Consider the following 12,234-nt stretch of genomic DNA (forward strand, 5'->3'; position numbering starts at 1 on the left):
ATTAATCGGCCAAGCGCTGCATTCTGGCTAAATAGAAACCATCGAAGCCGGAACTCGCCACACTGATAGTTTCGTCGTCTATAAAACTAAATTGAGGATTATTGGCTAGGAAATTATCTACCTGCTGACGGTTCTCCTCGGGCATGATTGAACAGGTGGCATAGATCAATATGCCGCCCTCTTTGACCATGCGGCTATAACTTTGCAGGATCTCTTTTTGCAGTAAAATCAGGGCAGGCAACCGCTCTGGGGTGTCACGCCACTTGGTATCTGGATTGCGTTTAAGCACCCCAAGGCCAGAACAAGGCACATCCAACAAAACGCGATCGGCGCTGAGTTTTAAGCGTTTAATGGTCTTGCTACTGGCGATAATCCGGGTCTCGATATTATGGGCTGCGGCGCGGCGTGCGCGTTGCTTTAGGTTATCCAACTTCCACTGCTCAACATCCATGGCCAATAAGCGCCCCTTGCCCTGCATCTGGGCGGCAATCGACAAGGTTTTACCACCGGCGCCAGCGCAGGCGTCGATCACCCGCATACCCGGCTTGGCATCCACAGCCGCCGCCACTAATTGCGAGCCAGCATCTTGCTGTTCAAATAAGCCTTGTTTAAATGCCTCGGTGCGAAACAGCGCCGCATCGGACAGCACTTCTAAGGCGCTGTCCACGCCTTCTACCTCTAACGTTTCAACCCCCTCGGCCGCAAGTTTTTGCATTAGCTCGCCACGGCTTACCTTGAGCAGATTCGTCCGCAGGTAGCGTTTGGGTGCCATGGCTAATGCGGCGCGCTCGGCAACCCAGGCATCACCTAGCTGGGCTTGGCCCAATTGATCCAGCCACTCGGGACAGCCATCAAACAAAGCGAGCTGACCTTTGGCTTCTGCCAAACGCTCTTCAAACTCTTCAGGGGCTATTTGCAGTGAATATTGTAGCTTAGGCGTCGGTAACTGGTGAAACATATGCCAGCCATTAAGCAGACGCGAACCCAGTCGCTCTATCTCTTGAGGTTGCATTTGTGCCAGATGGCAATAAAAGTTAAGGCGGCGTAACAGATCCCCAGTGACCATAGTGATCCTGGCCTGTTCTGAGGGGGCCAATTTTAACCCAGAAAAATGGTGTGAATAGGCGCGATCGAGCGGCTTGCCCTCTTTGAGAACCATAATTAAGACATTGATAACTAATTCAGTTGAGCTTGGGGAGAGCGACGCATTTAGCATGATAAGGCCTACTTAAGAAAAATCCGGGCGATCATAGGAGTTATCCCCTGCAGACGCAAGTCCAGCAGCGGATAACGCGATATAACCTCTTGTCCATTCGGCTCATCCAATTGTTCTGATGTAAAGGAGGAGCAAAATTAAAACAACTTTATTGATGGCAAATGGTATAAAAAAATAAAACAAATAATAAATGTCTGAATTATTTAATTTTTAATAATTAATATTTTTCAACCAAAACTTACCTAATCTGACTTGTCAGTCCAGGGATTAAAACTGGGCGCCGCACTTTGCTTGTCACCTGCCCGCTGGCTATCGCGCTGCTTGTGCTGTGTATTTCTCCCTTGGGCTGCAGCACTTCTTTCTGGCTTAGCCTTGCGCTCAAACTTAGCGGAATGGTCGGTTAAACTCAGTGTCCCCTTGGTTAATTTTTTACCCGATGCTTTAGAGGCAGCGTCAGTGCCTTTCGCTTTTACCATTCGCTTACCATCAGCATCACGGGCCGCCTTGGGTACATAATTTAAAATGGATACAGGCACAGGTTTTTTGGGTGCAAAACCTTCGACCTCACGGCGTTCGAGCAGATGACCTAAGCGGCTCTCAATCATACACAGATTTTTAAAATCATCTTTTGATACCAAGGAGATAGCCTCACCGCTCGCCCCGGCTCGAGCCGTACGCCCGATCCGATGCACATATTCATCGGCAGGATAAGGCAGATCATAGTTGATCACTAATGGCAGTTGTTGGATATCGATTCCGCGCGCCGAGATCCCAGTAGAAATTAAATACTTAATTTTCCCCGATTTAAAATCGGCCAACACTTGCTCGCGCACCGCTTGGGCACGCCCACTATGGATAGACTCAGCCTCTATGCCCCGCTTCTCAAGCTGACTGACCAACTTGGCCGCTCCATGTTTGGTCTCGATAAAGATCAGTGCCTGAGGCCAGTTATGTTCATGGATCAGCTGGCTAAGCAGCGCCGATTTCTTATCCTTATCGACTGTGATGATCCACTGAGCTATGTCAGGCTTGCCCTGCTGCTCATTGTTCACCGACAGGTGAATCGCCTTAGGAATGGCCGCTTTGACTAAGTCTCTTACCGGCCGTGATAGGGTTGCAGAAAACAACAGGTTTTGACGCTCTGGTGGCAATTGCTCGATGATTTTATTGATATCCTCGATAAACCCCATATCCAGCATACGGTCGGCCTCATCGAGCACTAAGATCTCCACCTCATCGAAATGTATGGCTCTTTGGCTATAGAGATCCCGCAGACGGCCAGGCGTGGCGACTACGATATCGACCCCTTCTATCAATGCCTGTTTCTGCGGCGCTAGATCCACGCCGCCATATATGGCCATTGACTTGAGTTCAAGATACTTTCCATAGAGGCCTATCTGTTTATCTACCTGAATCGCCAGCTCGCGGGTCGGCGTCAAAATAAGGGCGCGGGTGCGTTTCTTTCTTTGGGTTTTCCCCATGGACAATTTTTGCAGTATGGGCAAAACAAAACTGGCGGTTTTACCACTGCCTGTCTGCGCCGCCGCAATCACATCTTTGCCCTTTAACACAAGGGGAATTGCTTTTGCCTGAATGGGCGTCGGCTGGGTGTAACCAAGCTCGTCGATGGCGTGAATAATGGAAGGATCTAGACCGAGTGTGGTAAATGACATGGGGATCTCGACAAAGGGCAACAGAAAACCGGCATCGCTATCCGGTCGTTTTCATCTAAAAAGTGGGTAACACTATAATCGTGAATTATAACAGTTTTACTGGCCCAGGATAGCAATCAATTTCCAGATAATGCTTCACCCAGTTTAATAACGCTTTTCAGGCAACTAACTCTTACATACTCTTACATAGAAAAAGTAACAAACTGTATCTATGACCCCAATCACGCTGGGAAAGTCTGGACACATGTCCGGCAGATGATATAAATATTCAATTTATAACAATAGCTAAGATCAAATAACTAACTCCCCAATAAATAAGATCGATTAACTAATATCCAATAACTAATGATCGAATCACACTAAACGAGGTTATGATGCACTGCCGACGATTTCTTCCTAACACCTTTTACCGCACTTTAGGCGCTTTGCGCTGTTTCCACCGCTCTCCCTTGCTGATTTCAGGCCTGCTGGCCTCAAACATCGCTTTTTCTGTTCAGGCACAAACAGAGACACAAACGGCGCCATCGAGCGAAGATCTGCGTCTTTATGATATCGCCACAGCGCCTCAGGGCGATCGCATCATTGGTGATGTGCAAACCCTAGTGAATTTTGGCACCCGTCATAGCCTGTCAGACACTCAGTCTTCAGCTCGAGGCATAGGTGCGGCGCGGCGCTGGATAAAAGCGGAGTTTGAGCGGATATCTGCTGCATGCGGCAACTGTCTAGAAGTGGTTGAGGTTAGCTCGACCGATACAGGCAAGCGTATCCCCAACCCCACCCAAATCGTCAATATCATCGCAATTCAGAAAGGACAAAGCGATCCCAACCGAGTCGTGATGATGAGCGGTGACATAGACTCTCGAGTCAGTGATGTGATGGACGCCACATCAGATGCACCTGGCGCCAATGACAATGCCTCCGGCGTCGCAGGCGCATTGGAAGCGGCCAGAGTGCTGAGCCAGTACCAATTTAATGGCACAATCGTTTACGCTGCTTTGTCCGGCGAGGAGCAAGGTCTCTATGGCGGCGCAGCGCTAGCAAACTACGCCAAGGCACAAGGATGGCGGGTTGAAGCTGTGCTTAACAACGACATGATAGGCAATATCGAAGGGATAAACGGTGTCGTGAGTAACCATACTGTGCGGGTATTTTCTGAAGGGGTGCGCATTGCCGAAACCCCAGAGGAAGCCAAGGAGCGCTATTTCAGTGGCGGCGAAAACGATTCAGCTTCACGCAACCTTGCACGCCACATTAAGACCCTTGCCGATCAGTATATGATCAACCTGGATGTTAAGCTGATTTATCGTCTGGATAGATTCGGCCGCGGCGGCCATCACCTGCCCTTCAATAAGGCTGGCATGCCTGCGGTTCGAGTGATGGAGACCAATGAAAACTACAACCGTCAGCATCAAGATATTCGGGTCGAAAACGGCATCGAATATGGTGATGTGATCTCGGGTGTAGATAAGGAGTTTAACGCCAAATTAACGGCTCTCAATGCCATCAGCTTGGCGGCCATGGCCTGGGCGCCAGCGCCACCACAACAAGTGAACATCAGCGGCCAGGTGACAGCCGACACCCACCTTAAGTGGCAGCTGTCAGACAGTGAGGAGCTGGCTGGATATCGTGTCTATTGGCGCGAAACCACAGATAGCGAATGGCGCTATAGCCGCTATGTAGGCAGAGTCGATGGTTTTACCTTGAAGAATCTGGTGATAGACAACTACCTGTTCGGCGTCGCTGCCGTAGGTAAAAACGGTAATACCAGCCCAGTTGTGTTTCCCGGCGCTACAGGTGCGTTTTAATCAATTTTAGATTAATGCGGCGCACTGTGATTTTCGCCCAGCATGTGCGCCGTAAATCTGAGTTTTACTATTGAACATAAGGCTCGAAAATTGGCAAGTTCGGCCGACAGAATTTTCTGTCATTAACCTGTAGGTCTATGGCAAAAAATAATATAAGCAAAAAAGACTTAAGTCCCTAGCGAACAAAAATCAGCCAAATCCAGCTGGTGTAAGGCTTTTATCAAAAAACGTCTTGAACTTTGATTACAAAAAACCTGCTTTATTAAGCAAATTTAAATGATTTTAATAAAAATCTATAAAACTATTCTAAAAGTATTGATATACTTCCCCCCGAATTTTTGAACGTAACTCCAATAGAGTAGAAAAATGACTGATTTATCAAAGTACAGAAACATTGGTATCTTTGCTCACGTTGATGCGGGTAAAACCACCACAACTGAGCGTATCCTAAAGCTGACCGGTAAAATCCATAAAGCTGGTGAAACTCATGACGGTGAATCTACAACCGACTTCATGGAACAGGAAGCTGAGCGTGGTATTACCATTCAGTCTGCTGCTGTAAGTTGCTTCTGGAACGATCACCGTTTCAACGTCATCGACACCCCTGGCCACGTTGACTTCACAGTTGAAGTTTATCGTTCTCTAAAAGTACTAGACGGTGGTATCGGTGTATTCTGTGGTTCTGGTGGTGTTGAACCACAATCAGAAACCAACTGGCGTTATGCGAACGAATCTGAAGTATCTCGTATCATCTTCGTAAACAAGTTGGACCGTATGGGTGCTGACTTCCTACGCGTTGTTAAGCAAACTAAAGACGTTCTTGCTGCTAATGCTCTCGTAATGGTACTGCCTATCGGTATCGAAGATGAGTTCAAAGGCGTTGTCGATCTACTAACCCGTAAAGCATGGGTTTGGGACGAAACTGGTGAGGCTGAAAACTACAGCATCGAAGATATTCCTGCTGACATGGTTGACATGGTTGAAGAATACCGTGAGCAACTGATCGAGTCTGCCGTTGAGATGGACGACGATCTGATGGAAGCTTACATGGAAGGTGAAGAGCCTTCTATTGAAGACATCAAGCGTTGTATCCGTAAAGGTACCCGTGACCTAGCCTTCTTCCCAACATACTGTGGTTCTGCTTTCAAGAACAAAGGTATGCAGCTTCTACTAGACGCAGTTGTTGATTACTTACCATCTCCAACTGAAGTTGATCCACAAGATCTAACTGACGAAGAAGGTAATCCAACTGGCGAACACGCTATCGTTGACGCCAATGCACCATTAAAAGCACTTGCGTTTAAGATCATGGATGACCGTTTCGGCGCCCTGACCTTCGTACGTATCTACGCTGGCCGTATCAGCAAGGGTGACACCATCCTTAACTCTGCAACAGGTAAGACAGAACGTATCGGCCGTATGTGTGAAATGCATGCCGACCAACGTAACGAACTTGAAACTGCGCAAGCCGGTGACATCATCGCTATCGTGGGTATGAAGAACGTGCAAACCGGTCACACTCTGTGTGATGTTAAGCACCCATGTACGCTAGAAGCCATGGTGTTCCCAGAGCCTGTTATCTCTATCGCTGTTGCCCCTAAAGATAAAGGTGGCTCAGAGAAGATGGGTATCGCTATCGGTAAGATGATCGCTGAAGATCCATCATTCCGCGTTGAAACTGACGAAGATTCAGGTGAAACCATCCTTAAAGGTATGGGTGAACTTCACCTTGATATTAAGGTAGATATCCTTAAGCGTACCTATGGTGTTGAGCTAATCGTCGGTGAGCCACAAGTGGCCTACCGTGAGACTATCACTCAACCAGTTGAAGATAGCTACACCCACAAGAAGCAATCAGGTGGTTCTGGTCAATTCGGTAAGATTGACTATATTATCCGTCCTGGTGAGCCAAACTCTGGCTTCACATTCAAGTCTTCTGTTGTGGGTGGTAACGTACCTAAAGAATTCTGGCCAGCAGTTGAAAAAGGCTTCGAGTCTATGATGAAAACCGGTACTGTTGCTGGCTTCCCAGTACTAGACGTTGAACTAGAACTGACTGACGGTGCTTTCCACGCAGTTGACTCATCAGCTATCGCGTTCGAAATCGCGGCTAAAGGTGCATTCCGTCAATCTATGCCAAAAGCTGGCGCGCAACTACTTGAGCCTATCATGAAAGTTGACGTATTCAGCCCAGAAGACAACGTAGGTGACGTGATTGGTGACCTTAACCGTCGTCGCGGCATGATCTCAGGTCAAGAAGCGGGTGTGACTGGTGTTCGTGTTAAGGGTGACGTACCGTTATCTGAAATGTTCGGTTACATCGGTTCACTACGTACTATGACTTCTGGTCGTGGTCAGTTCTCTATGGAGTTCTCACACTACTCACCATGTCCAAACAGCGTATCTGAGAAAGTTATCGCCCAAGTTAAAGAGCGTAAAGCAGCTGAAGCTAAGAAGTAATTTTACTTTCTAAGAGACTGTTTTAATAAAACCCTAACAATGCAAATTGTTAGGGTTTTTTATTACCCTATTCTTAACCTCACTCTTAACCCCTAACTTCACCCGTGTACACCATGGCTTATAGCCCTAGCTCCCTTTTATTCTTTTTATTCTTTTTATAGATTACTTTAATAATTGATAGAAAATTCAATAAATACAGACTATTACCCGTTAATAATCATTAGTCAAAATAAACCACAAATAAATTGTGTGAACATACTCAACTAATTGATAATAAGTCACTATTAACCCTCAACCTATTTCAATTGATGCCGATAAGGGGTTATCGGTTACTTAACCTGAAGTTGTAAAGGAAGATCATGCTCACCATCCTTAGAAAATTCACCATACTGCAACGCCTTATTATGATGCTGGTCATTGCCGCCATAGGCACCATGGTTTTTGCCAGTTTCTCTATCAATGAACAACGAAATAACCTGATAGATCAGAAATGGCTCCAAAATGATGCTCAGCTGTCCACCATTATCAGTGTGCTCAGTGCCCATGAGCAGCAGGTTAAGCAAGGGGAAATTGGCCTTTTGCAAGTCCAAAAAGAAGCACAGGATCTGGTGCACAACATTAAATATGGTGGCCATGGCTACTTTATTTTACTGGATGATAAGCAAATCATCATAGCCGATGGGGCTAATCCGGAAGATCTTGGCCACAAAGTTGGTACCCTGTCACACAAGGATCGTAATGAGTTATTAACCAAACTTGTCACTCAATCCAGACTTAATGGCGTAGCCAAGCTGACAGCAGATATCCTTAATCCCGTTAGTAATCAACAGGAAACTGCGTTAATAGAAGCTAGACAGTTTACGCCTTGGGGCTGGACTCTCATCACCGCATCCTACATGAGTGACGTCAACACAACCACTATGGCGGTGATCTCTAACTACCTCATTATTATGGTGTTGATCTCCGCACCCATTTTTGCTTTCTTCCTGGTACTTAATCACTCCATCAGTACCCCACTCTCCCAAGCAATTGAGGCGATGAAAGATATTGCCCAGGGCGAAGGCGATCTCACCAAGCGTTTGTCTACCGAAGGTAAAGATGAGATAGGCGAACTGGCCAAAGCATTCAATCTATTTGTTGGTAAAATCAATTATATGGTGGCCGAGCTGCAGCCTGTTGGCCATAACCTGCATCAGGATGCCGACAGATTGCTCAATGCCGTTAATGAATCCAACGCCAGCGTCGATCATCTGCACCAGGAAACCAGTAGTGTTGCCACGGCGATCAATCAGATGCTATCCACCACCCATGAGATGGCTAACAATACACAGCAAGCGGCCGATGCCGCCAGTAGTGTTAAACAGCAGGCGCTGGACAGTAAGACACAGATGGACAGCACTGTGCTCAATACCCAGAAACTAGTGAGTGAACTGCGCAGCGCCGAATCGATCACCCAAGATCTTGGCGTCTCTTCCGAGAAAATTGGCAATATTCTCGAGGTGATCCGTGGCATTGCCGATCAAACGAACTTGCTGGCGCTTAATGCCGCGATTGAAGCCGCCCGTGCCGGTGCCCATGGCCGGGGCTTTGCTGTGGTAGCCGACGAGGTGCGAGCCCTGGCTAACCGCACTCAGGACTCAACCAATGAGATCCAGAAGATCATCACAGATATTCAAACCGGCGTTGCCAGTGTGATGCAGAGTAACAGTCAGACCCAAGGCCAGTCAGAGCAGTTGCAGACACAGGCTCAGGCCGTAGGCGAATCCCTCACGACAATTTTGGAGTTGATCGCCCATATCAGCGACATGAATACTCAGCTCGCAAGTGCCACGGAGGAGCAATCTCTGGTCACTGAGGAGATAAATCGTAATGTATGCAGCATTACCGAACTCTCAGAAGTCTCGGTTAAGGCAAATGAAAGCAATAAATTGGCCGCCAGTTCTCTGATGGAGATCAGTCAGAGCAGTACCCAGATCCTAAGCCAGTTTAAAGTGTAACCGAATCGATTTTTCTTACATCAGGAGCCGCTAAATGCTGCTCCTTTTTTTTGCACAAACTATGATAAGCTAATGCCGATACCGAAACTAAGAGACCACAGGCCATGGTTCGTATGACATTAGCTGTTCACCCACAGCTCTATAGCATTCACAGCTTCAACCCTGACAGCCCTATCGATGCCAGCGTCCTCGACCAACCTATGTTTTTTATCGGTAAAACCAAAGATGAATTATCTGTCGTCGTCCCAGCCAGTCTGACTTTAGATAGCCTGGAACAGGAAAACGACTGGCGTTGTCTTGAAGTGGTCGGCCCCTTAGGTTTCTCGATGACAGGCATCTTAGCCAGTATATCTGGAATCCTGGCCAAGGCGAAAGTGAGTATCTTTGCCCTTTCCACATTCGACACCGACTATATTTTAGTGAAAAAAGAGCGGCTCGATAGCGCAATATTGGCACTTAAAAAAAACAACTACCATATAATTCATTATTAGTTTCAATTATTTATTATGTTAAGAGAGCAGTATGACATTTGAGAAGACCGTCACTATCATGGCAGAGCATGGGATCCACACTCGACCCGCAGCCCTCTTGGTAAAAGAAGCAAAACAATATGATTGTGATATTTTAGTGGCATGTCAGGGAAAACAAGCCAGCGCCAAGAGTTTATTTAAACTACAAACCTTAGGTTTGAATAAGGGTGCCACTGTAACCATCAGCGCCAATGGCGAACAGGCACAAGAAGCCGTTGAACGCGTATCAGAGCTGCTGATCACACTCAGTTAATAGGATGGATAGATGATAATTAAAGGAATTGCGGTTTCTGCGGGTATCGCATTAGGTCAGGCCAAAGTTCTCAAGGTGCTGGACAATAAACTTGATTATCATCTACTCCCCTTATCACAAATTAAAGATGAGCAAGCGCGACTCGACCAGGCCATCACCAAATTAGCCTCACAGATAAGACTCAGCGGCCAACATCTTGACCCGCACAGTGAGCACTACCAGCTTATCGAAGCGGATCTTATTTTGCTCGAAGATGAGGAGCTTGTATCCGAGCTCCATGAGGCGATAGCCAAACAGCAGTTTTCTGCCGCATTGGCGGTCGAACGTACCTTTGCCAAACACGCCCAGGCGATGCGGGAAATCAATACCTCTTACTTAAGCAGTCGCGCCCAAGATGTGCTCTCTTTAAGTCAACGCCTGATAAACCTGTTACTGACCGGTGAATGTGTCGAGTTCTCCCACCTACACGACCATGCTATTGTCATCGCCAAAGATATAACTCCTGCCGAGTTTGCCAGCTTACCGCTCGATAAAATAAAAGGATTAGTATTGCAAACTGGCGGGATCACTAGCCATACCGCCATCTTAGCGCGCAGCGCCGCCATCCCTACCTTAATGAGTTGCCCTTGCGATCTTAATCGTCTTCTCGATGGTACAAAAGTCGGTCTCAACGCCCTTACCGGCGAGCTGTTTATTGAGCCCACAGAGGATCAAGTCGCCGAGTTAACCTCAGCACGTCAGCGGATAGAGGCGCAAAAGTCGCTCTTAGCCCAGTTCAAAGATAAGGCGACACAAACAGCCGATGGCCATAGAATTACTCTTCTTGCCAACGTTGGCTCCCTGAGTGAAATCAATCTGCTCAATGAGGTTGGCGCCGAGGGTGTAGGGTTGTTTCGTACAGAGTTTATGTTTATGAATGGCCAGCCCCTGCCCGATGAAGAGCAGCAATATCAGATCTACAGCGATGCCGTGCAACTGCTCGATGGAAAAGTGCTAACCATACGCACCTTAGATCTCGGTGCCGATAAGGATCTGCCTGAACTTGGTATGACGAAAGAGGAAAACCCCGCATTAGGTGTACGCGGTGTGCGCTATACCCTGACGCATCTGGCTCTTTTCTCGGCGCAACTGCGAGCTATCCTCAGGGCGGCTAATCACGGCCATATCCGCTTGATGTTCCCTATGGTCAACCAGGTAGAAGATCTCGAGGCGGTTCTCGCTCAGATAGAGCTCTGTAAACAGGCGCTCAATGAAGAGGAACAAGGTTATGGAGAGTTAGAACTAGGCATAGTGGTGGAAACGCCCGCTGCTGTGCTCAACCTACCCTCCATGCTGCCTTTGCTCAATTTTATCAGCATAGGTACCAACGACCTGACCCAATATGCCATGGCTGCCGATCGCACTAACCCCTATTTTATTGATAAATACCCAGTGCTCTCGCCTGCGATAATCAAGCTGCTGGCACAATCTATTCGCTGTGCACAAGAGCATAAGATTCCAGTTTCTATCTGTGGTGAGCTGGGCAGTAATCCACTGGCAACTGCGCTGTTAGTCGGTCTGGGTGTCGATGAATTAAGTGTCAATATCAATGCGCCTCTAGAGATAAAACAAGCCCTGAGTCACTGGCAATACGAAGACTGTGTTACACTCGCGAACCAAGCACTTGCAGTGACTCGAATCGATGAACTGAATGCGCTATTAAGGCGCTGTTCCTCTTGAGCATTATTGAGTATGCTAACGAAAAATGATAAATAACAAGCAATGTTACAGGGGTGATTAATGGGATTTTTAAGTCGCATCCGCCGGTTAATATCAGGACAACCTCCTATCACGGGTGGCATAGATATCTATGCCCCTGTCTCTGGTGAAATCAGCTCCATCGAAAAAGTACCCGATGTGGTTTTTGCCGAAAAAATTGTCGGTGATGGGATAGCTATATCTCCAAAAGGATCGCAGATCTTGGCCCCGATCGATGGCACGATTGGTAAGATTTTCGAGACAAACCATGCTTTTAGTATCGAGTCTCCCCATGGTCTTGAGCTATTTGTACACTTTGGTGTCGGTACGGTCGAGTTAAGAGGCAATGGTTTCAAGCGCTTAGCCGAAGAGGGACAAGAAGTAAAAGTGGGCGATCCCATACTGGAGTTTGATCTCACCTATTTAAAAAACCATGTGGAAAGCCTGCTGACGCCTGTCGTATTGGCCAATATGGAAGATGTACAAAGCTTAGAGAAAAAAGCAGGCTCGGTTGAAGCAGGCAAGGATGTAATTTTCTCAGTGCAACTCTAAATCCTGTTTTT

At 47.2% G+C, this 12,234-nt stretch carries 9 protein-coding genes; 7 read left to right on the forward strand and 2 right to left on the reverse strand.

The genetic code is table 11. The features are described from left to right. Window position 1: 1 nt before the first annotated feature. Both LZP69_RS06070 and LZP69_RS06075 read right to left on the reverse strand, forming a co-directional pair. Window positions 2-1,216: an RsmB/NOP family class I SAM-dependent RNA methyltransferase gene (locus tag LZP69_RS06070; protein WP_234199308.1), complete on the reverse strand. Its 1,215-nt coding sequence runs from the start codon at window positions 1,214-1,216 to the stop codon at window positions 2-4. Between the two features lie 242 nt (window positions 1,217-1,458). Then, on the reverse strand, window positions 1,459-2,889 hold the full coding sequence (locus tag LZP69_RS06075) for a DEAD/DEAH box helicase (protein WP_234199309.1): 1,431 nt from the start codon (window positions 2,887-2,889) through the stop codon (window positions 1,459-1,461). A 374-nt stretch (window positions 2,890-3,263) separates the two neighbouring features. Between LZP69_RS06075 and LZP69_RS06080 the strand changes: the two genes are divergently transcribed. The 7 genes from LZP69_RS06080 (at window position 3,264) to crr (ending at window position 12,223) form a co-directional block, all read left to right on the forward strand. Beyond that, a complete protein-coding gene (locus LZP69_RS06080; RefSeq protein ID WP_234199310.1) occupies window positions 3,264-4,694 on the forward strand; it encodes a M28 family metallopeptidase in 1,431 nt (476 codons plus the stop codon). A 366-nt stretch (window positions 4,695-5,060) separates the two neighbouring features. After that, entirely contained in the window at window positions 5,061-7,154 is a 2,094-nt protein-coding gene (gene fusA / locus LZP69_RS06085; protein ID WP_234199311.1) for an elongation factor G, read from the forward strand. Window positions 7,155-7,513: 359 nt separating this feature from the next. Continuing rightward, complete coding sequence (locus tag LZP69_RS06090; RefSeq protein ID WP_234199312.1) at window positions 7,514-9,151, forward strand: methyl-accepting chemotaxis protein; 1,638 nt, start codon at window positions 7,514-7,516, stop codon at window positions 9,149-9,151. 104 nt (window positions 9,152-9,255) lie between these two features. After that, entirely contained in the window at window positions 9,256-9,642 is a 387-nt protein-coding gene (locus tag LZP69_RS06095) for an ACT domain-containing protein (protein WP_234199313.1), read from the forward strand. 31 nt (window positions 9,643-9,673) lie between these two features. After that, window positions 9,674-9,934, forward strand: coding sequence for an HPr family phosphocarrier protein (locus LZP69_RS06100; protein ID WP_234199314.1), 261 nt, complete (start codon window positions 9,674-9,676; stop codon window positions 9,932-9,934). A 12-nt stretch (window positions 9,935-9,946) separates the two neighbouring features. Continuing rightward, on the forward strand, window positions 9,947-11,653 hold the full coding sequence (gene ptsP, locus LZP69_RS06105) for a phosphoenolpyruvate--protein phosphotransferase (protein ID WP_234199315.1): 1,707 nt from the start codon (window positions 9,947-9,949) through the stop codon (window positions 11,651-11,653). Between the two features lie 60 nt (window positions 11,654-11,713). Further along, the gene (crr, locus tag LZP69_RS06110) at window positions 11,714-12,223 is read left to right on the forward strand and encodes a PTS glucose transporter subunit IIA (RefSeq protein WP_234199316.1); all 510 of its coding nucleotides are present in this window, start codon (window positions 11,714-11,716) and stop codon (window positions 12,221-12,223) included. The last annotated feature ends 11 nt before the right edge of the window (window positions 12,224-12,234 follow it).

The sequence above is a fragment of the Shewanella sp. AS1 genome (assembly GCF_021412565.1).
In the GTDB taxonomy this organism is placed as follows: domain Bacteria; phylum Pseudomonadota; class Gammaproteobacteria; order Enterobacterales; family Shewanellaceae; genus Shewanella.

What these genes read in the sequence shown, in the direction of transcription:
- LZP69_RS06070 (WP_234199308.1), bottom strand. Translation starts at nt 1,216, where the DNA reads ATGCTAAATGCGTCGCTCTCCCCAAGCTCAACTGAATTAGTTATCAAT.
- LZP69_RS06075 (WP_234199309.1), bottom strand. Translation starts at nt 2,889, where the DNA reads ATGTCATTTACCACACTCGGTCTAGATCCTTCCATTATTCACGCCATC.
- LZP69_RS06080 (WP_234199310.1), top strand. Translation starts at nt 3,264, where the DNA reads ATGCACTGCCGACGATTTCTTCCTAACACCTTTTACCGCACTTTAGGC.
- fusA (WP_234199311.1), top strand. Translation starts at nt 5,061, where the DNA reads ATGACTGATTTATCAAAGTACAGAAACATTGGTATCTTTGCTCACGTT.
- LZP69_RS06090 (WP_234199312.1), top strand. Translation starts at nt 7,514, where the DNA reads ATGCTCACCATCCTTAGAAAATTCACCATACTGCAACGCCTTATTATG.
- LZP69_RS06095 (WP_234199313.1), top strand. Translation starts at nt 9,256, where the DNA reads ATGGTTCGTATGACATTAGCTGTTCACCCACAGCTCTATAGCATTCAC.
- LZP69_RS06100 (WP_234199314.1), top strand. Translation starts at nt 9,674, where the DNA reads ATGACATTTGAGAAGACCGTCACTATCATGGCAGAGCATGGGATCCAC.
- ptsP (WP_234199315.1), top strand. Translation starts at nt 9,947, where the DNA reads ATGATAATTAAAGGAATTGCGGTTTCTGCGGGTATCGCATTAGGTCAG.
- crr (WP_234199316.1), top strand. Translation starts at nt 11,714, where the DNA reads ATGGGATTTTTAAGTCGCATCCGCCGGTTAATATCAGGACAACCTCCT.